This window comes from Corynebacterium sp. (assembly GCF_030535495.1).
Taxonomy (GTDB): domain Bacteria; phylum Actinomycetota; class Actinomycetes; order Mycobacteriales; family Mycobacteriaceae; genus Corynebacterium.
The window spans coordinates 1-22,535 of record NZ_JAUNRW010000021.1 but is presented as its reverse complement, the minus strand read 5'-3'; the positions used below and the strand labels follow the sequence as shown (position 1 = coordinate 22,535).

Below are 22,535 nucleotides of genomic sequence, written 5' to 3'. Positions count from 1 at the left end.
GTGAGCCATGACGGCCCTGACCACGCCCCGTGACGGCATTCCCCGCGTCCTGTCGACGCCGGCCGACTTCGCCTCCGCCGCCTCCGCGCTGGCCGCCGGGCAGGGGCCGTGGGCCATCGACACCGAGCGGGCCTCGGGCTTTCGTTACGACGACCGCGCGTTCCTCGTCCAGATCCGCCGCCGCGACGTCGGCACCCTCCTCCTCGACCCGGAGGGCTCCCGCGCGGAGTTCACCCGGGCCCTGGCGCCGGTGATCAACGGGCAGGACTGGATCATTCACGCCGCCGCCTCCGATCTGCCCTCGCTGGCGTGGCTGGGCCTGTACCCGGGAACGCTCTTCGACACGGAACTCGCCGGCCGCCTGGCCGGTTTCGATCACGTCAACCTGGCGTCGATGATCGAGATGCTTTTCGACGTTCACCTCGCCAAAGGCCACGGTGCCGAGGACTGGTCACAGCGCCCCCTGCCCGAGAACTGGCTGGCCTACGCCGCCCTCGACGTCGAACTGCTGCTGGAGTTGGGTGAGACCATGGCGGAGATCCTCGACACCCAGGGCAAGCTCGACTGGGCCTCCCAGGAATTCGAGCACATCCGCCGGACGCACGCCGACATCACCGGCCCGACCGAGGCGATGTGGCGCGACATGAAGGGTGTCTCGTCTCTGACGCGCCCCGAGCAGCTCGCGGTGGCCCGCGAACTGTGGATGACCCGCGAGTCGATCGCGGTGGCCGACGACCGCGCGGTCTCGCGCATCCTGCCGACGAAGGCCCTCATCGAGGTCGCGCGCACCCTGCCCCGCACCGGACGTGACCTGGCGCGCGTCAAGGGTTTCCCGGCCCGTCGCCGCCAGGCGGTGCGCTTCTGGGGCGAGGTCGTCGACCGCGCCCTGACCTCTGATCCCCGCACCTGGCCGGCCCGCATCCGCTCGCCCCGCGGCCTGCCGTCGCGGCAGACGTGGTCCCACGAGTTCCCCGAATCCTTCGCCCGCTATTCGGCGGCACGCGAGCTGCTCGACGAACTCTCCGCCGACCTGGCCATTCCCGCCGAGAACATCCTCAAACCCGCCACCCTCCGCGCGGTGTCGTGGGAGGCGACCTCCGGGCAGGAGACACGGTCCCCGCTCGAGGTGCCGGACATGCTGCGCGCGCACCAGGCCCGCGACTGGCAGATCGAGCTGACCGCCCCCGTCCTCACCGAGACGCTGTTTTAGGGGGTCGTTCGGGTCGCTACTCCTTGATGATCCCCGACAGCCACGAACGCACGGAGGACAGGATCCCGTCGTGGTCGAGGCCGACCTCGGCGAGCAGCTCCGAACGCGAGCTGTGCATGGGGAACATCGACGGGAAGCCCAGGCGGCGCAGCGGGGTGTCCACCTCGGCGGCGGAGAGCACCTCACTGAGAAGGGAGCCCACGCCGCCGCGGACGACGCCGTCCTCGATGACGACGACGAGGTCGTGGTCGTCGGCGAGCCCGACGAGGGAACCGGCCACCGGGACGATCCACCGGGGGTCGACGACCGTGACGTTGACACCGTCGTCCTCCAGGGCGGCGGCCACCGACAGGGCGACGGCGGCGAAGGAACCGACCGCGACGAGGAGCACGTCGAGCCCGTCTGCGGCGGCATCCGAGTAGTGGAGCATGTCCACGCCGTCGGCAGTCTGCATGAGCGCCGGGATCTCGGTGGGCAGCGCACCCTTCGGGTAGCGGATGACGGTGGGGCCGTCGGAGACCTCGAGGCAGTCGTCGAAAAGCTCGGCGAGCTGGGCCCCGTCGCGCGGGGCAGCGACGCGGATGCCGGGGACGATGCTCGTCAGCGCCATGTCCCACACCCCGTTGTGGGAGGCGCCGTCCGGGCCGGTGACACCGGAGCGGTCGAGGACGAAGGTGACCGGCAGGCTCAGCAGCGCCACGTCCATGAGCAGCTGGTCGAAGGCGCGGTTGAGGAACGTGGAGTAGATCGCCACGACGGGGTGCTTGCCGGCCAGCGCCAGACCCGCGGCGGAGGTGACGGCATGCTGTTCGGCGATGCCGACGTCGAAGAAACGCTCGGGGTAGGCCTCGGCGAAGGCGGCCAGCCCGGTGGGACCGGCCATGGCGGCGGTGATGGCGACGATATCCTCGCGACGCTCCGCCGCGGCCAGCACCGAACTGGTGAACACCGAGGTCCAGTCCGGTTTCGCCTGGCTCAGGGCCACCCCGGTGGCGGGGTCGATGATGCCGGTGGCGTGCATCTGGTCGGCGACGTCATTGACGGCCGGGCCGTAACCGTGTCCCTTTTCGGTGATCGCGTGGACGATGATCGGCCCCTCGTAGTCACGCGCGTAGGTCAGCGCATGCAGCAGTGACTTCAGGTCATGCCCCTTGACCGGGCCGACGTACTTCATGCCCAGTTCGGGGAACATCTCGGTGGGGATGATCTGGGACTTCACGCCCTCCTTGAAGGACGACAGTGCCTCGAAGGTGCGCTCCCCGACCCAGCCCATGGACTTCAGGGTCTTCTTGCCGTGCTCCATGATCTCGTCGTAGGAGCGTTCCATGCGCAGGCGGGCGAGGTTGTCCGCGAAGCCGCCGATCGTCGGCGAATACGAACGACCGTTGTCGTTGACCACGATGACCACGTTGCGGTCGTGCCCGGAGGCGATGTTGTTGAGGGCCTCCCAGCACATGCCGCCGGTCAGAGCGCCGTCCCCGACGACGGCGACGACGTTGCGCTTGTCACCGGAGATCTCGAAGGCCTTGGCCATGCCGTCGGCGTAGGACAGGGCGGCGGAGGCGTGGGAGGATTCGGTCCAGTCGTGCTCGGATTCGCCGCGTGCGGTGTAGCCGGAGATCCCGCCCCGCTGCCGCAGGGTGTCGAAGTCGCCGGCGCGCCCGGTGAGGATCTTGTGCACATAGGACTGGTGCGAGGTGTCGAAGATGATCGGATCGTTCGGCGAGTCGAAGATCTGGTGCAGGGCGATGGTCAGTTCCACCACGCCGAGGTTGGGGCCGAGGTGACCGCCGGTCGCGGACACCTTCTCCACGAGCAGCTGCCGGATCTCCTCCGCGAGCTCCTCCAACTGGGTCAGGGACAGGCCCTGGAGGTCCGCGGGTGACGACAGTCCACTGAGAATACCCATTGTTGTCTGTTCGACTCCTTGCCTTAAGCCTTGTCCGACCGGTTCCGACCATCCTACCCGGCAGCGATTCAGCGGGACAGTTCCGCCATGACCTCGAAGTGATGCGTTCCGGGAAACGCGTTGAGCACCGCCAGTTTCTGCAGCTGATAGCCGGCATCGCCCCAGGCGGCGACGTCGCGTGAGAAGGTTGCGGGATCGCAGCCGACGTGGATGATCCGTTCCGGATCCTGCTTCGCGACGCCCGCCACGACCTCCTCGCCCGCTCCCGTCCGGGGCGGATCCAGCACCACCACGCGCGGTGCGGGCAGGGTACCGATCGCCTTCTCCACCAGCTGGTTGTGCCGTTCCACGGAGTACCCGGCCAGTCCGTCCTGCGTGAGTTCGGCCGCCGCGGGCGAGTAGTCGACGGAGTGGATGACTCCGCCGAGAGCGTCGGCGAGCGCGGGCACGAACAACCCGACCCCGCCGTAGAGATCCCAGCCGACACCACCGGCGCTCAGCTCCCCCAGCCACTGGCGCACCAGCGCCGTGTACGCGTGAGGCGCAGCGACATGGGCCTGCCAGAAGGCGGTGGCCGGGAAACGGAAGGTGTGGCCGTCGGCACGCTCGGTGACGGTGCCGGATCCTTCCAGCACCTGCTCCACCTTCTCCACGCGGCGTCCACGCGGCGCGCGACGGGTCTCCACGACATGGCGCTGACCGGTGGAATCCAGCACGGCGACGATCTCCGCGCCCGGGGTGTAGGTGCGGTCGAGGAGACCGTCGATAAGCTCCGGAACGACCTGGCTGCACGCCACCGGGATGATGTCGTGGGTGCCCTGCGCGCGGAATCCCGCGCGTCCCTGCTTATCGACGCCCAGCCGCACCCTGGTCCGCCAGCCCCGCACGGGCGTCAGCGGGTACAACTCCGGCTCCGGGGGCTGGGCCACCCGCCCGAGACGGGTGAGCTGGCCGAGCAGGATGTCGGCCTTGAGGGCCGTTTCGGCCTCAGGATCGAGTTCGCCGAAGTCACAGCATCCGGCTCCGGCGGCGGCCGCCGGGCAGGCCTGCGGGACACGCAGCGGCCCGGCCGTGACCACCTCGGTCACCACGGCACGCGCGAAACGCTTCTTGTCCTGCGTCAGGCGGACCGTCACCACGTCGCCGGGGAAGGCGCCGCGGACGAAGACGACGCGTCCGTCGAGCTCGGCGATCCCTTCCCCGCCGTGGGCCATGCGGGTGATCTCGAGCTGGGTCACTGACGATCCTCGGTCTCCACCTCGTCGACCTGCTGCGGCTCGGTCTCGGGGGCCGCGGGAGCTTCGGCCGGCTGCTGGGGCGGCTGCTGTGCACGCTGCTGCATCGCCTTCTGCACCTGATCCACCAGCTGCTTCGGCAGCACGACGGGCAGCGAATCACCCGCCAGGATCGGGTCGGAGCCACGGTAGACGAACGTGCGGGCGGTCATCTCCCGCGCCAGATCACGCAGGCCCTCGGAGCGCTCGTGCGGAGCAGTGGTGGTCATGCGCAGCATCCACCGCGGCCCCTCGACACCGATGACCCGGATCTTGCCGTGTTCGCCCTGGCCGATGATCTCCGGACCCCAGGGGCCCTGGTCGACGTCGGTGTCCAGGCCGTCGCTCATCATGCCCTGGGTGATCTGCTCGCTCGCCTCTGCCCATTGGCCGGCGGAGTTCGGGGCGGCGAAGGCGACCGGGGTGATGCGGCCGAACTCGGTGACGATGTGCACCATCTTCGGCCCCTTCTCCCCCATCTCCACCTGCACCTGGGACTTCTTCGGCAGCGGGATACGCATGGACCCGAGGTCGAGGATGCCGAGGGAGAAATCGGAGAAGTCGAACTCCGTGATATCGACGGTGTCACCGTCGAAGGGGCCGGTGTCACCGTCGACGGTGGTCTCCTGCGGCTCGACGGTCTCCGGCACCTCCGGGGTGGTGTCCTCGTAGGTGGATTCCGCCGCTTCCTGCTTCTTACCGAACGGCCAGACAGCCATGGTGATCGTCTCCTCGTGTAGTGCGTTGTCGCCCACTGTACTAGTGGCTAATGGGTGCCGGTGGAACCGTGGCCCCCTTCGCCACGCTCGGTGGCATCGAGGTCTGCGACCTCGATGAAGTCGACCAGTTCCACCCGTTGGACCACCAGCTGGGCGATGCGCATGCCCCGGGTGATCTCGATCGGAGTGTCAGGATCGAGGTTGATGAGGCACACCTTGATCTCCCCGCGGTAGTCCGCGTCCACTGTGCCGGGGGCGTTGACGATGCTCAGGCCCTGTTTCGCGGCCAGGCCGGAACGCGGGTGGATGAGGCCGACGGTGCCCAGCGGCAGCGCCAGGGCGACACCGGTTCCCACCAGGTGACGCCGGCCGGGGGCCAGCGTCACGTCCTCGGTGCTGTAGAGGTCCACGCCGGCATCACCCCGGTGGGCACGGGCGGGCAGGGGCAGATCCTTGTCCAGTCGCTTGATGGGGACCGGGCTTACGTCACTCGTATATGTCACGGAGACCAATGTAGGCGATGGGTTAGAGTGGTGAATCGTGAGTGACACCGGTTCTCCTTCTTCCTCCGCCCCCCGCATCCTCTTCCGTGAGCGGCAGTGGGTGCCGCTCTACTGGTGGGCACTGGCGGCGTTCCTCGTGGTCCTGACGTCGTTGCAGCTCCACCAGAACCGCACCATCGTCTGGCTCATCGTGCCGTTGATTCTGCTGTCGGCGGTGGCGGTGTGGATTCTGCTCAGCCTGTCCTCGACGGTGGTCACCGTCGAACGGGATCCCGACGGCACCCGGTGGTTGTCGGTGAAGTCCGCGAACCTGCCCCACGACGTCGTTTCCCGCTCCCTGGCGGTGCCCGCCACCGCGAAGCGCAACGCCATGGGTCGCCAGCTTGATCCGGCGGCGTTCGTCGTCTCCCACGGATGGATCCGCGAGATGGTCATGCTCGTGCTCGACGACCCGGAGGACCCCACCCCTTACTGGCTGGTGTGCACCCGCCGCCCCGAGGAACTGCTGCAGGCGTTCCTCCCCGAGCAGACCGATACCTCACTCGCGCACCTCGAACGCTGAGGGGAACGCAGGCAAAGAAAAAGGGCCCCGCGGGGCCCTTTGTTCATCTACGCACAGTCCTGGCAGACCTCAGAACCATCTGCCTCGGTGAAGGCGACGCGGTTGCGCCGCTGCACCAGGAAGCACTCGGCACACGTGAACTCGTCGGCCTGCTTCGGCACGACGGTGACGTTGAGCTCCTCGCCGGACAGGTCGACGGCCGGCAGCTCGAAGGGCTCGACAATGTCACCGTCGTCGTCGATGCCGGGGCTCTGGCTCTCAGCGGCCTTGAGGCCCTCGAGCGAGTCAGTCTCCAGCTCGTCCTCAACGCGACGTCGCGGTGCGTCGTAATCAGTCGCCATGCCTCGTACATCCTTCACGTGTAGTTCAACCGCGTCCACGGTCGATGTGCGTAGTGTCGAGGCGCATATTAAGCGACAAATGCCGTCATGTCATACTCCCAGGCCACCGGCGTGTTAACGGCTTCGTAACGGCGTTGTCACACCCACCCTCGCCGTGAGTTCCTCCCAGGCCGCAGCCAGCTGGCCTGCGGCAACGGAGACGGGCTCGCCGGCCGACCCCGGCGTCGATAAGCGGGGGGTATGCGCCACTGCCCCCGCCTCCCGGGCGATGAGCGCCCCGGCGGCGAAGTCCCAGCAGTGCAGACCATGCTCGTAGAAGGCGTCGACGGTGCCCTCGGCGACCCGGCAGAAGTCGAGCGCGGCCGCCCCCATGCGGCGGATGTCACGGACCTGCGGGAGGAGGTCGGCCAGCAGTGCCGCCTGCTGCGCGCGCCAGGCGGAGGAATAGGAGAAACCGGTGGCCACCAGCGCCAACGCCGGATCAGAAACCGAGTTGCAGCGCAGGCGGACCCGCTCGCCGTCGCGTGTCACATAGGCGCCGTCGCCGATCGAGGCGGAGTAGACATGCCCCCGTGGGACGTTGACCACGCAGCCGGCGAGGACCTCCCCGTCGACCGCCGCCGCGATGGACACCGCATATTCCGGCAGTCCGTAGAGGAAGTTGACGGTCCCGTCGATGGGGTCGACGATCCAGGACACTCCGCTGCCGGAAGACCGGGAACTGCCCTCCTCCCCGATGATGCCGTCGTCCGGGCGCAGGACGAGCAGTCGGTCGGCGATGAAGTCCTCGGCGAGGGTGTCCACGATGGTCACCGGATCCACCGCGGAGGATTTCGTGGACGCAAAACCCCGGATGTCCCCGTCCGCCGAGGCGGCCAGCTCGGCCCTCTTGGCCAGGATTCTGGCGGCCGCCTCCGTGGCCACCTCAACGGCGATGTCCTTCAGCTGCTGCGGTTCGGGTTTCGTCATGGATCCCATTGTGCCCGCAGTTTGTATGCTTGGCGCCATGAGCACAATCGGCTTCGGCATTGACATCGGCGGATCAGGCATCAAGGGTGCCCGCGTGGATCTGGGCAACGGCGAGTTCATCGGCGACCGCATCAAGATCAAGACCCCGCGCCCGGCCACTCCGGAGGCGGTCGCCGCGACCGCCGCGGAGATCGTGGCCATCGCGGAATGGGAGGGCCCGGTCGGGCTGACCATGCCGTCGGTGATCAAGGGGCAGATCGCCCGCACGGCGGCGAACATCGATGAATCATGGATCGGCACCGACGTCCACGAGCTGTTCGCCCGTCATCTTGGCGAGCGGGAGATCTCCGTGCTTAACGACGCCGATGCGGCCGGCATCGCCGAGGTCGCCTTCGGTGATCCCCGTGCGCGCCAGGGATCGGCGCTGTTCCTCACCTTCGGCACCGGCATCGGTTCCGCCCTGCTGGTCGACGGTCACCTGTTCCCCAACACCGAGCTCGGCCACATCATCATCGATTCCGTCGAGGCGGAACGTCGCGCCTCCTCCGCGGCCAAGGACCGCGACGAGCTCAGCTACAAGAAGTGGGCCAAGCGCGTGACCAAGGTCCTGAGCGAGTACGAGCGTCTGCTCAATCCCGGCGCCTTCATCGTCGGCGGCGGTATTTCCCGCCAGCATGAGAAGTGGGTGCCGCTTCTCGACGTCGAGGCGCCGATCTTCCCCGCCCAGCTGCGCAACCGGGCGGGCATTGTGGGCGCGGCGATGGCCGTCGCGGCGCACGTCGCACCCTAAGGTGGTTGAAACCCCACGGAATAATTGATCTATACTGGGCGGTTGATTACGACGACGACGGTGCGGGACACCGTCGCAACGGTGAAGGCCCCGTCCCCGCACGGGGCCGACACACTTCTAAGTAGGCAAGGCGAAAGGGCGTACGTGGCAGCCACGGATTCTTCAGGCAATGCAGCGACTGACAACGCAGTTCACGCAGACAACTCTGCGGTGTCGTCAGGCGCCGATACACCGGTGAAGAAGGCCGCCAAGAAGGTGGCCAAGAAGACGGCCCGCTAGGTAGCCAAGAAAACCGCCCGCAAGGCGGCGAAGAAGACCACCCGTAAGGCGGTGAAGAAGTCCGCCCCGGCTGCCCCGGCTGACACGGCGCCCGAGACCGAGGCCCCCGACGGCCTCGAGGAGGAGCTCGACGACGAGGTCGAGCCCGAGGAGCCCGACTTCACCGAGGCCACCCTCGAGGAGGACGAGCTCGGCGAGGCAGCTGTCGAGGAGGAGGAAGAAGAGGAAGAGGACGCCGGCGCCTCCGTCTGGGACGAGGACGAGTCCGCAGCTCTCCGCCAGGCCCGCAAGGACGCGGAACTGACCGCCTCCGCGGACTCTGTCCGCGCCTACCTCAAGCAGATCGGCAAGGTCGCCCTGCTCAACGCCGAGCAGGAGGTCTCCCTGGCCAAGCGCATCGAGGCCGGTCTGTACGCCACCTACCGCATGGAGCAGATGGAGGAGGCCTTCGCTGGTGGCGACAAGGACGCCAAGCTGACCCCGGCGGTCAAGCGTGACCTGCGCGCCATCGCCCGCGACGGCCGCAAGGCCAAGAACCACCTGCTGGAGGCCAACCTGCGTCTGGTCGTCTCCCTTGCCAAGCGCTACACCGGCCGCGGCATGGCGTTCCTCGACCTCATTCAGGAGGGCAACCTGGGCCTCATCCGCGCGGTGGAGAAGTTCGACTACACCAAGGGCTACAAGTTCTCCACCTACGCGACCTGGTGGATCCGCCAGGCGATCACCCGCGCCATGGCCGATCAGGCCCGCACCATCCGCATTCCGGTGCACATGGTCGAGGTCATCAACAAGCTGGGCCGTATCCAGCGCGAGCTGCTGCAGGACCTGGGCCGCGAGCCCACCCCGCTGGAGCTGGCCAAGGAGATGGACATCACCGAGGAGAAGGTCCTCGAGATCCAGCAGTACGCCCGCGAGCCCATCTCCCTCGACCAGACCATCGGTGATGAGGGTGACTCCCAGCTCGGCGACTTCATCGAGGATTCCGAGGCTGTCGTCGCCGTCGACGCCGTCTCCTTCACCCTGCTGCAGGATCAGCTCCAGGATGTGCTGCAGACGCTGTCCGAGCGCGAGGCAGGTGTCGTCCGTCTCCGCTTCGGTCTCACCGACGGCATGCCGCGCACCCTGGATGAGATCGGCCAGGTCTACGGCGTCACGCGGGAGCGTATCCGCCAGATCGAGTCGAAGACGATGTCCAAGCTGCGCCACCCGTCACGCTCCCAGGTGCTGCGCGACTACCTGGACTAGCCCCCACGTTCGATCCCACGTTCGTGCATGTCCCCCATGCTTGTGTATGGGAGATGTGCACGTTGTCACACGACCCCAACTCAGTCAGGGAATTCGACGCTTCGTGGCGCCGCCCGCCCCCGAGTTCATGTATGTCTCCCATGCACAAGCATGGGGAACATGCACGTTCTCGCGTTACACCCCAACTCAGCCCGGTAGTGCTTCCGCGCTCGAAGGTCAGCGGGCGCGCAGCTCGGGCGCCCGGTAGGCGGCGGGCAGCCCCTCGCGCCCGTAGCTCGCACGGCGGTGCAGCCACTCGATGGGCCCGGGCCAGCCGCGCAGGTCCCAGAGGAAGGCCCACGCCAGGGTGACAGCCCACACGCCGAAAGCGATGGCCATCTGCGGGAGGATGCCCGCTTCACGCCCCCAGCCCAGGGTGAAGGGCTGGACGAGCAGGAGCAGGAGCACCGACTGCAGGATGTAGCCAGACATGGAGCGTTGCCCCAGGGCGACGAACGCCCGCAGCGCGGGGTTGAGGGTGTCCACCGTTCCCTGGAACATCAGGGCCACCAGTGCCAGGGCGGCGGGCCCGGTGATCAGTCCGGCACCGGTGTTGATGAGCATCAACGGCAGTTCCCAGCTCTCGGGGAGCACGCCGATGGCGGCCAGCCCCCAGGGCAGCCCGACGAGCAGGATGACGGCCGCACCGGCGGCCACCCAGGAACGGAGCAGGGTGCGGTGGGCGGGGGCGTCGATAAGCACTCCCCTGCGGGCCCACACGAAACCGATGATCATGAGCGGGCCGAGCATGGCGGTGGTGATGGGGAAACTCGCCAGGGCGGCGACGCCGGCCATGGCGTTGAACCCGAGGTAGCCCAGGTAACTGGAGGTGGGCTCCATGAAGTCGCCGGGTGTCGTGGCCAAGTCCGCGACCACGGGGAACGCGGCGGTGACGATGCCGGCCCCGAGGAAGAACACCACGTTGAGACCGAGCAGCACGTAGGCGAGGATCATGAGGGTGCGATCGCGCAGAGTGATCATGGCGATGAGGATCAACGCCGTGAGTGAGTACTGCACGATGATGTCCCCGAAGAAGAGGAAGACCATGTGCACCAGGCCGATGAGCAGGAGGAGGCCGTAGCGTCGCCACAGGACCTTCTTCGCCTCACCCGGCGGGAAACCCCGTCGCCAGAGGCTCATGGTGATCAGCCCGACGCCGAATCCCAGGAGCGTGGTGAACAGCGGGAGGCCGCGGACGTGGACGAACATGGCGTGGAAGACCACGGCGATCTGCTCGAGGATCGTGGCCTCGCCGTAGATACCGCCGAAATGCCCCGCCAAGTCGGCGTCGGCAGGCGGCGCCCAGGCGGTGGGAACATTCGCCAGCGCGATGCCCAGGAGTGCGAGTCCACGGGCCAGATCAGGGGCGATGTAGCGGACCTTCTGCGCCGGGGAGGGCGCCGCGACGGGGCTGGACATGGGCTAGCTGTTCATCCAGGAGTCGAGGGATTCCTCGACGCAGGCCTGCTGCTGATTGGTGTCGGTAAGTTCGAAGCACTCGAGCATGCCAGACTGCGTGATCAACCCACCCACGAACACCCAGAAGAGGATCGAGATGACGATGGCGATGATGGAGAGCACCAGGCCCGCGACGGACATTCCCGTGCGGCGGCCCGGGCCCTGGATGCGACGGCTGCGGACCAGTGCGACGATCGAGATGATGAGGCCGATGAGGCCGATGAGGACCGCGAAGGCGGTGAAGAACATGCTGATCGCAGCGATGAGTGCGACGATGCCCACGCCGAGCGCCCAGGGGGCGACGCGGTTCTTCTCCTCGTTGAGCGCCCAGCCGGCACCGCCCGGGGCCCCGCCGTAACCTGCGTCGGAATATGCTCCCTGCGTGTAGGCGGGGTTGTCGTAACCGCCGTATCCGGCACCGCCCTGCTGGGAGGTGTTGTCCCCGCTGGAGGGGTACTGGTAGGCGTCGTAGTTCGGCTGCTCCGGACCGGATGCCGGATTCTGATCGTTCTGGTTGAACGGGTTGCTCATCGTTGTCACCTTCCACAGAGATACGTATGTTCTACAAAGGATAGGCCCCCGAGTGGTGGGTGTCTCTCCCCGCGGGGGCCAAATACGGACAAAATCAGGGTCTTCCCCGAGTTTTCACAGTCCCTACCACTGCCGCAGATAGGCGATGCGGTCGCGCAGCTGCTCCTCGGTGCACAGGGCCGTCGGGGGTCCGCCGCAGGCATTGCGTGCCTCGGTGTGGATGGCCCCGTGGGGGCGACCGGTGCGCCCGGCCTTGAGGGAGACGATGGCGTTGAGTTCCTTGCGCAGCTGGGGCAGGACATCACTGGCGACGCGCTCGGCGGCCGCCTTGTTCCCCTCCGACTGCCGGGCCGCCTCGTTGGCGGCGGCCACCTCGTCGCGGGCGTCGAGCTGTTCCTCCTGGCGCTTACGCAGGAGGGCCTTCATCTGCTCGGCGTCGAGAAGCCCGGGCAGGCCGAGGTAATCGGCCTCCTCCTCGGACCCGGCGAAAGTCGCGGTGCCGTAGGTCGAGCCGTCGTAGATGAGCGAGTCGAGCTCGGCATCGGCGCCGAGGGACTCATAGGACTTCTCCTCGTCCTTCTCGTTCTCCTCGCGGTTGGCCGCTGCCAGCGCCTCGTCGTCCCAGCCCTCGTCCGGGCGGTCCGGCTTGCCCAGCACGTGATCGCGGGAGGTCTCGAGCTTCTCGGCCAGGCCCAGCAGCACGGGCACGGACGGGAGGAACACCGAGGCCGTCTCACCGGGCATGCGCGAACGCACGAAACGCCCGATGGCCTGGGCGAAGAACAACGGTGTGGACGCGGAGGTGGCGTAGACGCCCACGGCCAGGCGCGGGACGTCGACACCCTCGGAGACCATGCGGACCGCGACCATCCATTCGTCGTTGCTGGCCGAGAACTCCTCGATGCGGGCGGAGGATCCGGGCTCATCGGACAGGATGACCGCCACCGGTGTCGAGGACAGCTGCCCGAGAATCTTGGCGTAGGCACGCGCGGTCTTCGTGTCGGTGGCGATGACCAGACCGCCCGCATCCGGCATGTTCCTGCGCAGTTGCAGCAGTCGGGTGTGGGCGGCCTGGAGGACCGCCGGGATCCAGTCGCCCTTCGGGTCCAGGGCCGTCTTCCACGCGCGTGCGGTCTGCTCGGCGTTGAGCGGTTCTCCTAAACGCGCGGCGTACTCCTCGCCGGCGGAGGTCCTCCAGCGGGCCTCACCCGAGTAGGCGAGGAACACCACCGGGCGCACGACACCGTCCGCCAGGGCGTCGGCGTAGCCGTAGGTGTGGTCGGATCGGGACACCAGGTGCCCCTGACCGTCCTCCTCGTAGCGGACGAAGGGGATGGCGGAATCATCGGAACGGAAGGGGGTACCCGTCAGCGACAGACGGTGCTCGGCGTCCGCGTAGGCCTCCCGGATGCCGTCACCCCAGCTCTTGGCGTCACCACCGTGGTGGATCTCGTCGAGGACGACCAGGGAGCGTTTCGCCGAGCACACGGCGTAATGCTTGTAGGGGTGCATCGCCACCTGGGCGTAGGTGACCACCACACCGTCATAGGACGGATTGACCGCCGAGGCGTTGGTGAAATGAGGATCCAGCGCCAGGCCCACCCGGGCGGCGGCCTGCGACCACTGGACCTTCAGGTGCTCGGTGGGCACCACGACGATGATGCGGTCGACGGCACGCGACGCCTTGAGCTCGGTGGCCACGCGCAGCGCGAACGTGGTCTTGCCGGCCCCCGGGGTCGCCACCGCCAGGAAATCCTTCGGCTTATGGAGCAGGAACTTCGTCAGCGCCGACCGCTGCCAGGCGCGGAGCTGCCCCTTGGCACCCCCACTCACTTGCGACGCAGGCCCTTGTAGATCCGTTCGCAGTCGGGGCACACCGGTGAGCCCGGCTTGGCCTGCTTGGTCACCGGGAAGGTCTCTCCGCACAGCGCGACAACCATGTTGCCGCTGACAGCGGACTCGACGATCTGGTTCTTCTTGACGTAGTGGAAGAACTTCGGGGTGCCGTCGTCGAGGTCGGTGTCTTCCCTGATGTCTGGGCGTTCGATGGTCTTCGTACTGGTCTTCACGGGGACCATCATGCCCCACATCTGATCGGAATGGCACACAGGGCTACCCTGAGCGGTATGGATCAGGACACCTTCGACGCCGTCGACCCGGCGGAGGAACCGGGAGAGGAATCCCGCCCCCGCCGTCGCTTCGGCCTGCGCCGACGTCGGGCGGAACTGATCACCACCGCGCGCCGGACCCCCGCCCAGAACCTGCGGCGGCGCGAACGGGTGTACACCTGGTTGCAGGCCTCGCGCCTGCCGGCGCTGCTCATCAGCGCCGGCAGCTATCTGTGGCTGGGTGACTGGATCGTCTCGGGCATCCTCTTCCTCATCTCGGTGCCGCTGCCGTGGATTGCGGTGGTCATCGCCAACGGCCAGGGCGAGGTGAGGGACAAGCGCACCCGTAACGTGTACAAACCACAGGCTGCCCGCGAGTACTACGCAGCCGTGGAAGAGCAGAATCGCGCCCGCCTGGACAAGCCCCCGCAGCGGGAGCTCGACGCCGACCGATCCGACATCATCGACCATGAAGACCCGGAGGAGACACCGTGAGCCTCGCCGCCCTCGCCCCTGAGCTGACCTCCCTGTTCGCCGCGGAAGGATTCACCGCCGACGGCATCGCCGCCCATCTGGGCCCGGACGCCACCGATGCCCTGCACCGGGGAGAACCGGCCGCCGTCCGCTACGCCGCCTCCGATAGCTCGCGCCTCTCGCGGCTCATCCGCGTGTTCGTCCTGCGCGATGCCGTCCCCGCCACCGAGCTCGCCGACCTGCTCGGCGCCGCCCTGGCCACGAGGCTTATCGACGCCCACGCCGTCGCCGTCGACCGTTCCGGCACCGTCCGCCTCGTGCTGGACATCCGCCCGCACGTCATCGTCGGGGAGAACAGGTGGGTCTTCTCCGATGCGGACGCCTCCGTGACCGAGCACGTCCCCGGCCCCGACCATGTCCTCGGGGTGGGCGCGGCGAGCCTGTCCCTGCTGCAGTCCACCCCGGTCACCCCGGTGGACACAGTCCTCGATCTGGGCACCGGCTCCGGAGTCCAGGCCCTCGGGCAGCTGGGGACCGCCGAGCACGTCACAGCCACCGACATCCACCCGCGTGCCCTTGAGTTGGCGGCCGCGACGTTTTCGGGGGCGGGCGCGGAGGTCGAACTGCTGGAAGGTGCCTGGTTCGAACCGGTCGCCGGCCGCCGCTTCGACCGGATCGTGGCCAACCCGCCTTTCGTCGTCGGCCTGCCTGAGATCGGCCACGTCTACCGCGACTCGGGCCTCAACCTCGACGGCGCTTCGGAGCTCGTCGTCTCGCAAGCTCCCGGCCACCTCACCGAGGGCGGCACGGCCCACCTGCTGGCCGCCTGGGTACACACCCATGAGCAGTCCTGGGCCGCGCGCGTCGCCTCCTGGTTGCCCAGGCGCGGGGTGGCCGCCTGGATCATCGAGCGCGACGTCGCGGACCCGGCGCACTACGTGGGGACGTGGTTGCGCGACGAGTCCATTGACCCCCGCTCCCCGGAGGCCGCCGCGCGTACCGAGGCGTGGCTGCGCCACTTCGACGAGCACGGCGTGACCGGCATCGGGTTCGGCTACGTGGCCATCCGCGACATCGGGGATCAGCCCTCCGACATCATGGCCGAGTCCATGCCGCAGTCCTTCACCGATCCCCTCGGCCCGGAGATCGAGGAGTACTTCGACCGCATCGCCTGGTTGCGGGAGCGCAGTGCCACCGAGCTGGCCGACGCCACCTACCTGGCCCGCCCGGGCCTGGCCCGGGAGGACATCTCCCAGGCGGACGCGGACGCGGGTGCCGGTTTCACCCCGGCCGCACTCCGGCTGACGCGCACGGAGGGTCCACGGTGGAGTCATGACGTCGATAAGCATCTCGCGGCGATTGTCGCCGGCCTGCACCCGCAGGGGCTCTCGCTGCGCGAGACCGTCGGCCTCTATGCCCTGGCCAATGATCTTGAAGAGGATGTCCTGGTGGATTCCGCTGTGTCCGCCGTCGTCGATCTGGTCCGTCACGGACTCGTCCTGCCCGCGGAGGTGCTCCTGTGAAGGCCGTGTTGACCCGGGTGAGCTCCGCGTCGGTCACCGTCGACGGCGTGGTGGTCGGTGAGATCGGTTCCGGCGTGCTGGCGCTGGTCGGTGTCGGCCGGGACGATGCCCCCGATGCCTGGGAGACGATGGTGCGCAAAATCGCCGAACTGCGCATTCTCGACGGCGAGCGCGGCGTCGAGGAAGCCGGGCAGTCGGTACTGCTGGTCAGTCAGTTCACCCTCCACGGGCGTACCGCCAAGGGGCGACGTCCGAGTTGGTCGGACGCGGCCCCGGGTGAGGTCGCGGAACCGGTGATCGCGAAGATCGCGGCGGGCCTGCGCGCCCGGAACATTCCGGTGGCAGAAGGTGTGTTCGGCGCGATGATGCAGGTCACCTCCGTGAATGAGGGCCCCTTCACGGTGCTGGTCGAGTGCTGATTTTTGACCCGGGAACAAAACCGCCCAGCCGCGCGTTGAGCAGATAGTACCGGCGATTTTAGGAGGCCTCCCGATGACCACCCCTTCCCAGCAGGATCCTGACGTAGAGACCACCGACCGTGGAAGCCGCCGCGGCCAGACCAACGATAATCCGTCCGCCGACCTGGTCCGTGTGTATCTCAATGGCATCGGCCGCACGGCCCTTCTCAACGCAGAGGAAGAGGTGGAACTCGCCCAGCGCATCGAGGTCGGCCTCTATGCCGCCCACCTGCTGGAGACGGACAAGAACCTCACCCGCGCCATGAAGCGCGACCTCAAGGTGCTGGCGAAGGACGGCAACAAGGCCCGCGCCCACCTGCTGGAGGCCAACCTGCGTCTGGTCGTCTCCCTGGCCAAGCGTTACACCGGCCGCGGCATGCCGCTGCTGGACCTCATCCAGGAGGGCAACCTCGGACTCATCCGCGCGATGGAGAAGTTCGATTACGCCAAGGGATTCAAGTTCTCCACCTACGCCACGTGGTGGATCCGCCAGGCGATCACCCGCGGCATGGCCGACCAGTCGCGCACCATCCGCCTTCCCGTCCATCTCGTGGAGCAGGTCAACAAGCTCTCCCGCATCAAGCGCGAGATGTACCAGCACCTGGGCCGCGAGGCCACCAACGAGGAGCTGGCCGAGGAATCCGGTATCGAGGAGTCCCGCATCGAGATGCTGCTGCGTCAGTCCCGCGATCCGGTGTCGCTGGACATGCCGGTCGGCGCGGACGAGGAGGCTCCGCTGGGGGATTTCATCGAGGACGCCGAGGCGACGGACGCGGAATCCGCCGTGGTGGCCACCATGCGTCACTCGGACATCCGCTCTGTCCTGGGCACCCTCGAGGAGCGCGAGCAGGATGTCATCCGCCTGCGCTACGGCCTGGACGACGGTGTCCCGCGCACCCTCGACCAGATCGGGCGTCGCTTCGGTCTGTCCCGTGAGCGCGTGCGCCAGATCGAGCGCGAGGTCATGAGCAAGCTGCGCGACGGCCATCGGGCCGCCCGCCTGCGCGAGTACGCGCTGTAGCCTTCGCTGTTCTCATCCCCGTCACCTGCCCCGCGCCGCCTTCCCGAGCACCGGGAAGGCGGCCGTTGCGTGAGGTAGGCTTCTATCCATTGTCGGACTTGTAATGCAGAAAGGCGTTGGGCCGTGAAGGACCTGGTCGATACCACCGAGATGTATCTGCGGACCATCTACGAACTCGAGGAAGAGGGTATTACGCCGCTGCGTGCACGCATCGCCGAACGCCTCGAGCAGTCCGGCCCGACCGTGAGCCAGACGGTGGCCCGTATGCAACGCGACAACCTCGTCGTCGTCCGCCCGGACCGCTCCCTCGAGATGACCCCCGAGGGCCGCGAACTGGCGACCGCCGTCATGCGCAAGCACCGGCTTGCCGAGCGACTGCTCACCGACATCCTCGGCCTGGACATCCACCAGGTCCACGACGAGGCCTGCCGCTGGGAGCACGTCATGAGCGAGGCCGTGGAAGAACGCCTGGTCGCCGTCCTCGACGACGCCTCCCGCTCCCCCTTCGGCAACCCGATCCCGGGTCTCGCGGAGCTGGGCGTGGTCGATCCCGCGGCCGTCGATCACGGTATCCGCGCAGTCGATCTTCCCGAGGGTGCGCCGACCGAGGCCCGGATCGTCCAGATCAACGAAATCCTGCAGGTGGACGAGAAGGAGTTCGCCGTGCTCGTCGAGGCGGGCATCACCGTCGGCGCCACCGTCACCGTCACGCACGAAGGGGGCACGGTACGTATCTCCTCCGGCGCGTCTGAGGTGACCATCGATCCTGACCTGGCGCACGCCATCCGGGTGGAGATCGTCTGATGAAGCTGTTGGTCACCGGCGGGGCCGGTTATGTCGGATCCGTCTGCGCCCAGGTTCTCCTGGAGGCCGGGCACGAGGTAGTCATCATCGACAACTTCTCCACCGGCAACCGGGAGGCGGTACCGGCCGGGGCCCGCCTGGTGGAAGGCGATGTCCGCGACGTCGCCTCCGCAGTCCTGGGTGAAGGAGATTTCGACGGCGTCATCCACTTCGCCGCCCGCTCCCTGGTGGGCGAATCGATGGACAAGCCCGAGGAGTACTGGCAGCACAACGTGGTCACCTCGCTGACGTTGTTGGACGCGATGCGCGAGCACGGAGTTCACAATCTGGTGTTCTCCTCCACCGCGGCCACCTACGGTGAGCCGGAGGTCGTGCCCATCACCGAGGACATGCCGACCGCCCCGACCAACCCGTACGGCGCCTCGAAACTGGCGATCGACTACATCATCACCTCCTACGCCCAGGCCCACGGCCTCGGGGCCACGAGCCTGCGCTACTTCAATGTCGCGGGTGCCTACGGTCAGATCGGCGAGAACCGGGAGATCGAGACCCACCTCATTCCGCTGGTGCTGCAGGTCGCACTCGGCCACCGCGAGCAGATCTTCATGTTCGGTGATGACTGGCCGACCGCCGACGGCACGCCGGTGCGCGATTACATCCACATCCGGGACCTGGCGGACGCCCATGTGCTCGCCCTGGAGAGCAATGAGCCCGGCATCCACCGGATCTACAACCTCGGATCCGGCGACGGATACTCCGTCAGGCAGGTCATCGACATGTGCCGCAAAGTCACGGGCCATCCCATTCCCGCCAAGGTGGCACCCCGGCGCGCCGGGGATCCCGCCACCCTCATCGCCTCCTCGACACGTATTCAGGAGGAGTTGGGGTGGAACCCGCAGCGCACCGACCTGGAGACGATTGTCTCCGACGCCTGGGCGTTCACCAGCCAGCTCGGTGACCGCGCCTGGTCGGCGAAGAAGCGCTAGGCAACCCCGGATTCCCCGTCCACTCCGTGGCGGGCCCGGACGATCCGGGATCCCTCCCGCACGGAGGAGACCATGAAGTTGAACTCCCCGCACTGCGCCGGCGCGATGAGCAGCCGGGTGAGCATGTGGGTGGGGTCCTCCCCCATGACCGTCTGTAGTGCGTGCATGGAGCGCATCGGCAGTTTCAGTTCCACCATGCACAGCGCGTAGAGGCACAGGGCGTTGTGGCGGATGAATCCCGTGCAGGTGCGCGCCACCGCCAGCATGAGCTGTGCCCCGGTCGCCGGGGTGCGCAGGACGTCCTCGATGATGAGGTCGCGGAGGTCGAGGCACCCCAGCAGCGTGGCCATGGTGAGCAGGACCTCCTCGTCGGCCAGGAGTTCGTCGAGGGGGAGGTCGCGGGCTTCGTCGATAAGCAATCGGACGTCGGCGGCCAGCGCCGGATAGACGGCCGGGGACAACTCCCGGGCCCGCTGCTCCGCGAAGCTGCTCAGCTGAGCGCAGTCGGCGGCTGTGTGGTGCGGGGTGCCGTGTGCGACGTGCGCTTGCGCCTCCTCACGGGTGAGATCGGGAAGTTCCCCCTGCGCCAGCAGGGGTTCCATGGCGCGGGCTGCCACCACCGGGGCGACAACGTCGTTGCACCACTCCTTGGGTACACCCGACATGAGGAAGTCGGAGCTGCCGAAGCCGATGGTGACCGGCTCCCCGGTGAGGATCTCCGGGGTCACCCAGGCCACGTCGATGGGGAGGCGGCCGGCCTCGGCGGCGGTGATGAGGTCGTCGATGATCTCGATGATCTGCTCGTCCGGGCGGGTGGTCACCACAAAGCCGAGCACGAGGGCGGGGTCGATGTCCGCGATGGATTCGCCGATATCCGGCAGCACCGAGAGATCATCCAGGTCCATGCGGAGAACCGGGCCGAGGTCGAAGCGTTCGGAGCTGTCGGTGGCGGTGAAGGTGACGATGACGAGGGAATCATGGGGGTAGAAGCCGAGGATGCCCGGCAGGTTGGCGGCGATCTGTCCTGGAGTGCTCAACGCGGTGGTGGCTGTCGTCATGCCCTTCACCCTGCCCGGGGTACCCGTGGTAGCACAGGCCGCCGCTGCGGGCGACGCGTTTCTGTGGACAACGGCAGGGTTGTCCACAGGCGCCACTGATCCCGGGTGGCGGTTCGGTGGGCGTTGCGGCAAGATGGGACGGCTACACTGGTCACTCAACTGGAATAACACCCGTGTGATGTGCGTTGGAAGCGGATGTATGCCGTTAGAGCCGAAGGAGGATGATGGGTATGCAGGACAATGAGCGCCGCATGTACGAGCTCGAGTACCCGGCCCCGGAGGTGGGAGCCGGGACACCGGAGGGCCCGACCCTCATCGTCGCCCTGCAGGGCTATGCCGATGCCGGGCAGGCCGTGGAGGCAAGCGCCGACCACCTGCTCGCCGCCCTGGATTCGCGCCCGGTGGCCTCGTTCAACAACGATGAGCTGATCGACTACCGCTCCCGCCGCCCCGCCGTGACCATGGACAACAACCAGATCACCGGTATGGAGAACCTCGACCTCGGGATGCGCGTGCTGCGCGACACCGAGGGCCGGTCCTTCCTGCTTCTGTCGGGTCCGGAACCGGATCTGCGCTGGGAGGCGTTCACCGAGGCTGTCGCAGATCTGGTGGAGAAGTTCGGCGTGGACCAGACCATCTGCCTCTACGCCGCCCCGATGGCAGTGCCGCACACGCGCCCGCTGGTCGTCTCCGCCCACAGCAACACCCCGCAGCTGCTGCACTCCATGTTCACCTACGACTCGAAGGTGATTCTGCCGGGGTCGGCGTCGATGATGCTCGAGCGTGCCCTGCACAAGCGTGGCCGCAACGTCGCCGGGTTCACCGCGCATGTTCCCCACTACCTCGCGGCGTCGCCGTATCCGGCCGCCACCCACGAGCTTCTCGACGCCGTGGCCCGCGCCGCCGAGCTCTCCCTGCCGCTGCGCGCCCTGGAGCATGACATGGCGCGGGTCACCCAGCAGCTGTCCGAGCAGGTCGATGACAGCCACGAGATCCAGCAGGTTGTCGCTCACCTGGAGCGCCAGTACGACGAGGAACTCGAACGCTACCGCGCCTCCAATCCGAAGGCGATGCTGCCCGGGGAGCACGAGATGCCTTCCGGGGATGAGATCGGGGAGGAATTCGAGCGCTTCCTCGCCGCCCTCGACTCCACCGAGGAGGACAACCGCACCGAGGATGTCGGCGGTCCTGCGGAGCTGCCGGAGGACAGCCCGGACGACGACGAATAGTCGCCGACACGACGCCTGCGACTAGGGTGAATAGGTGTGAACCTCGCCCAGATGCTGCCCGACCTGTCCGACGTCCCGGAGAACCTGCTCGACGAATCCATCTTCGACAGCTTCCTCAGTTGGGTGAAGGGCCGCGGCATCGAGTTGTACCCGGCGCAGGAGGAGGCCGCACTGGGCATCCTGGCCGGGGACAACGTCATTCTGGCCACACCCACCGGTTCGGGTAAGTCGATGGTGGCCAACGCCGCCCACTTCATCGCCATGGCCCGCGGGCAACGTTCCTTCTACACCGCCCCCATCAAGGCCCTGGTGAGCGAGAAGTTCTTCGCGTTGTGCGAGATCTTCGGCCCCGAGAACGTCGGCATGATGACCGGTGATGCCACCGTCAACGGCAAGGCCCCCATCATCGCGGCGACCGCCGAGATCGTCGCCAACATCGCACTACGCGACGGCGCGGACGCCAAAATCGACCAGGTCGTCATGGACGAGTTCCACTACTACTCCGACCCGGAACGCGGCTGGGCGTGGCAGGTCCCGCTGCTGGAGCTGCCGAAGGCCCAGTTCCTCCTCATGTCCGCCACCCTCGGTGACACGACCTTCCTGCAGGAGGATCTCACCGCGCGTACCGGACGCACCACCTCGCTCGTCGCCGGTACCACCCGCCCGGTACCGCTGGACTTCTCCTACGTCTACACCCCGGTCCACGAGACGATCGAGAACCTGCTGTCCGACGGCAAAGCACCCATCTATGTCGTGCACTTCTCCCAGCGTGAAGCCACCGAACGGGCGCAGGCCCTGACCAGCCTCAAGATCATCGACGACGAGACCAAGGAGAAGATCGTCGCCGAGATCGGCTCCTTCCGTTTCACCACCACCTACGGCAAGACGCTCTCCCGCCTGCTGCGCCGCGGCATCGGCGTCCACCACGCGGGCATGCTGCCGAAATACCGGCGCCTCGTCGAGAAGCTCTCCCAGACAGGCCTGCTCAAAGTCATCTGCGGCACGGACACCCTCGGCGTGGGCATCAACGTGCCCATCCGCACCG

The 22,535-nt window shown here is 67.6% G+C and carries 22 protein-coding genes and 1 pseudogene; 12 read left to right on the top strand and 11 right to left on the bottom strand.

Annotation, left to right across the window (positions count from 1 at the left end; translation table 11 throughout):
- The first annotated feature begins 7 nt into the window (after positions 1-7).
- Positions 8-1,210 (top strand): HRDC domain-containing protein, encoded by a 1,203-nt coding sequence (locus Q4F73_RS04540; RefSeq protein WP_303358170.1) that lies wholly within the window; start codon positions 8-10, stop codon positions 1,208-1,210.
- Positions 1,211-1,226: 16 nt separating this feature from the next.
- Here the strand turns inward: Q4F73_RS04540 and dxs are convergent, their stop codons facing one another.
- The 4 genes from dxs to dut form a co-directional block, all read right to left on the bottom strand.
- Positions 1,227-3,119 (bottom strand): 1-deoxy-D-xylulose-5-phosphate synthase, encoded by a 1,893-nt coding sequence (gene dxs / locus Q4F73_RS04535; RefSeq protein WP_303358169.1) that lies wholly within the window; start codon positions 3,117-3,119, stop codon positions 1,227-1,229.
- Between the two features lie 68 nt (positions 3,120-3,187).
- The gene (locus tag Q4F73_RS04530; RefSeq protein WP_303358176.1) at positions 3,188-4,333 is read right to left on the bottom strand and encodes a class I SAM-dependent RNA methyltransferase; all 1,146 of its coding nucleotides are present in this window, start codon (positions 4,331-4,333) and stop codon (positions 3,188-3,190) included.
- A gap of 20 nt (positions 4,334-4,353) precedes the next feature.
- Positions 4,354-5,112 (bottom strand): DUF3710 domain-containing protein, encoded by a 759-nt coding sequence (locus Q4F73_RS04525; protein ID WP_303358168.1) that lies wholly within the window; start codon positions 5,110-5,112, stop codon positions 4,354-4,356.
- Positions 5,113-5,159: 47 nt separating this feature from the next.
- Positions 5,160-5,615, bottom strand: coding sequence for a dUTP diphosphatase (dut, locus tag Q4F73_RS04520; RefSeq protein ID WP_303358167.1), 456 nt, complete (start codon positions 5,613-5,615; stop codon positions 5,160-5,162).
- A gap of 37 nt (positions 5,616-5,652) precedes the next feature.
- Here dut and Q4F73_RS04515 point away from each other — a divergent pair, with 37 nt between their 5' ends.
- The gene (locus tag Q4F73_RS04515; protein ID WP_303358166.1) at positions 5,653-6,177 is read left to right on the top strand and encodes a DUF3093 domain-containing protein; all 525 of its coding nucleotides are present in this window, start codon (positions 5,653-5,655) and stop codon (positions 6,175-6,177) included.
- Positions 6,178-6,224: 47 nt separating this feature from the next.
- On the opposite strand, the gene Q4F73_RS04510 is transcribed toward Q4F73_RS04515, so the two are convergent.
- The gene (locus Q4F73_RS04510) at positions 6,225-6,518 is read right to left on the bottom strand and encodes a DUF4193 domain-containing protein (protein WP_303358165.1); all 294 of its coding nucleotides are present in this window, start codon (positions 6,516-6,518) and stop codon (positions 6,225-6,227) included.
- Positions 6,519-6,632: 114 nt separating this feature from the next.
- Positions 6,633-7,487 carry an inositol monophosphatase family protein gene (locus tag Q4F73_RS04505; RefSeq protein WP_303358164.1) on the bottom strand — a complete coding sequence of 285 codons (855 nt, stop codon included), beginning with the start codon at positions 7,485-7,487 and terminating at the stop codon, positions 6,633-6,635.
- 37 nt (positions 7,488-7,524) lie between these two features.
- On the opposite strand from Q4F73_RS04505, the gene ppgK reads away from it, so the two are divergent.
- Together ppgK and Q4F73_RS04495 are read left to right on the top strand one after the other, a co-directional pair.
- Complete coding sequence (gene ppgK / locus Q4F73_RS04500) at positions 7,525-8,277, top strand: polyphosphate--glucose phosphotransferase (protein ID WP_303358163.1); 753 nt, start codon at positions 7,525-7,527, stop codon at positions 8,275-8,277.
- Positions 8,278-8,421: 144 nt separating this feature from the next.
- Positions 8,422-9,801: pseudogene (locus tag Q4F73_RS04495) on the top strand (RNA polymerase sigma factor).
- A 216-nt stretch (positions 9,802-10,017) separates the two neighbouring features.
- Here Q4F73_RS04495 and Q4F73_RS04490 read toward each other — a convergent pair.
- The 4 genes from Q4F73_RS04490 to Q4F73_RS04475 form a co-directional block, all read right to left on the bottom strand.
- Positions 10,018-11,259, bottom strand: a complete 1,242-nt coding sequence (locus Q4F73_RS04490) for a DUF418 domain-containing protein (protein WP_303358162.1) — start codon at positions 11,257-11,259, stop codon at positions 10,018-10,020.
- 3 nt (positions 11,260-11,262) lie between these two features.
- Positions 11,263-11,829, bottom strand: coding sequence for a hypothetical protein (locus Q4F73_RS04485; protein WP_303358161.1), 567 nt, complete (start codon positions 11,827-11,829; stop codon positions 11,263-11,265).
- 123 nt (positions 11,830-11,952) lie between these two features.
- On the bottom strand, positions 11,953-13,662 hold the full coding sequence (locus Q4F73_RS04480; RefSeq protein ID WP_303358160.1) for a DEAD/DEAH box helicase: 1,710 nt from the start codon (positions 13,660-13,662) through the stop codon (positions 11,953-11,955).
- A complete protein-coding gene (locus tag Q4F73_RS04475; RefSeq protein ID WP_085548839.1) occupies positions 13,659-13,898 on the bottom strand; it encodes a DUF3039 domain-containing protein in 240 nt (79 codons plus the stop codon). The genes Q4F73_RS04480 and Q4F73_RS04475 overlap by 4 nt, the downstream gene beginning before the upstream one ends.
- Positions 13,899-13,955: 57 nt before the next feature.
- Here Q4F73_RS04475 and Q4F73_RS04470 point away from each other — a divergent pair, with 57 nt between their 5' ends.
- The 6 genes from Q4F73_RS04470 (at position 13,956) to galE (ending at position 19,203) form a co-directional block, all read left to right on the top strand.
- Positions 13,956-14,432 carry a DUF3099 domain-containing protein gene (locus Q4F73_RS04470; protein WP_303358159.1) on the top strand — a complete coding sequence of 159 codons (477 nt, stop codon included), beginning with the start codon at positions 13,956-13,958 and terminating at the stop codon, positions 14,430-14,432.
- The gene (locus tag Q4F73_RS04465; protein WP_303358158.1) at positions 14,429-15,934 is read left to right on the top strand and encodes a class I SAM-dependent methyltransferase; all 1,506 of its coding nucleotides are present in this window, start codon (positions 14,429-14,431) and stop codon (positions 15,932-15,934) included. The genes Q4F73_RS04470 and Q4F73_RS04465 overlap by 4 nt, the downstream gene beginning before the upstream one ends.
- On the top strand, positions 15,931-16,353 hold the full coding sequence (gene dtd / locus Q4F73_RS04460) for a D-aminoacyl-tRNA deacylase (RefSeq protein WP_303358157.1): 423 nt from the start codon (positions 15,931-15,933) through the stop codon (positions 16,351-16,353). Before Q4F73_RS04465 ends, dtd begins: the two co-directional genes overlap by 4 nt.
- A gap of 73 nt (positions 16,354-16,426) precedes the next feature.
- Positions 16,427-17,413, top strand: a complete 987-nt coding sequence (locus Q4F73_RS04455; RefSeq protein WP_303358156.1) for a sigma-70 family RNA polymerase sigma factor — start codon at positions 16,427-16,429, stop codon at positions 17,411-17,413.
- 123 nt (positions 17,414-17,536) lie between these two features.
- The gene (locus Q4F73_RS04450; protein WP_303358155.1) at positions 17,537-18,217 is read left to right on the top strand and encodes a metal-dependent transcriptional regulator; all 681 of its coding nucleotides are present in this window, start codon (positions 17,537-17,539) and stop codon (positions 18,215-18,217) included.
- Positions 18,217-19,203, top strand: a complete 987-nt coding sequence (galE, locus tag Q4F73_RS04445; RefSeq protein ID WP_303358154.1) for a UDP-glucose 4-epimerase GalE — start codon at positions 18,217-18,219, stop codon at positions 19,201-19,203. Before Q4F73_RS04450 ends, galE begins: the two co-directional genes overlap by 1 nt.
- Here galE and Q4F73_RS04440 read toward each other — a convergent pair.
- Positions 19,200-20,261 (bottom strand): DUF4192 domain-containing protein, encoded by a 1,062-nt coding sequence (locus Q4F73_RS04440; RefSeq protein ID WP_303358153.1) that lies wholly within the window; start codon positions 20,259-20,261, stop codon positions 19,200-19,202. The two genes, galE and Q4F73_RS04440, sit on opposite strands and share 4 nt — an antisense overlap.
- Before the next feature lie 230 nt (positions 20,262-20,491).
- Between Q4F73_RS04440 and Q4F73_RS04435 the strand changes: the two genes are divergently transcribed.
- Together Q4F73_RS04435 and Q4F73_RS04430 are read left to right on the top strand one after the other, a co-directional pair.
- A complete protein-coding gene (locus Q4F73_RS04435; protein ID WP_303358152.1) occupies positions 20,492-21,490 on the top strand; it encodes a PAC2 family protein in 999 nt (332 codons plus the stop codon).
- Positions 21,491-21,526: 36 nt separating this feature from the next.
- The coding region (locus Q4F73_RS04430; protein ID WP_303358151.1) for a DEAD/DEAH box helicase at positions 21,527-22,535 on the top strand (1,009 nt) is incomplete at its 3' end.

Coding starts and splice junctions, on each gene's coding strand:
- Q4F73_RS04540 (WP_303358170.1), top strand. CDS start 8: ATGACGGCCCTGACCACGCCCCGTGACGGCATTCCCCGCGTCCTGTCG.
- dxs (WP_303358169.1), bottom strand. CDS start 3,119: ATGGGTATTCTCAGTGGACTGTCGTCACCCGCGGACCTCCAGGGCCTG.
- Q4F73_RS04530 (WP_303358176.1), bottom strand. CDS start 4,333: ATGGCCCACGGCGGGGAAGGGATCGCCGAGCTCGACGGACGCGTCGTC.
- Q4F73_RS04525 (WP_303358168.1), bottom strand. CDS start 5,112: ATGGCTGTCTGGCCGTTCGGTAAGAAGCAGGAAGCGGCGGAATCCACC.
- Q4F73_RS04510 (WP_303358165.1), bottom strand. CDS start 6,518: ATGGCGACTGATTACGACGCACCGCGACGTCGCGTTGAGGACGAGCTG.
- Q4F73_RS04505 (WP_303358164.1), bottom strand. CDS start 7,487: ATGACGAAACCCGAACCGCAGCAGCTGAAGGACATCGCCGTTGAGGTG.
- ppgK (WP_303358163.1), top strand. CDS start 7,525: ATGAGCACAATCGGCTTCGGCATTGACATCGGCGGATCAGGCATCAAG.
- Q4F73_RS04490 (WP_303358162.1), bottom strand. CDS start 11,259: ATGTCCAGCCCCGTCGCGGCGCCCTCCCCGGCGCAGAAGGTCCGCTAC.
- Q4F73_RS04485 (WP_303358161.1), bottom strand. CDS start 11,829: ATGAGCAACCCGTTCAACCAGAACGATCAGAATCCGGCATCCGGTCCG.
- Q4F73_RS04470 (WP_303358159.1), top strand. CDS start 13,956: ATGGATCAGGACACCTTCGACGCCGTCGACCCGGCGGAGGAACCGGGA.
- Q4F73_RS04455 (WP_303358156.1), top strand. CDS start 16,427: ATGACCACCCCTTCCCAGCAGGATCCTGACGTAGAGACCACCGACCGT.
- galE (WP_303358154.1), top strand. CDS start 18,217: ATGAAGCTGTTGGTCACCGGCGGGGCCGGTTATGTCGGATCCGTCTGC.
- Q4F73_RS04440 (WP_303358153.1), bottom strand. CDS start 20,261: ATGACGACAGCCACCACCGCGTTGAGCACTCCAGGACAGATCGCCGCC.
- Q4F73_RS04435 (WP_303358152.1), top strand. CDS start 20,492: ATGCAGGACAATGAGCGCCGCATGTACGAGCTCGAGTACCCGGCCCCG.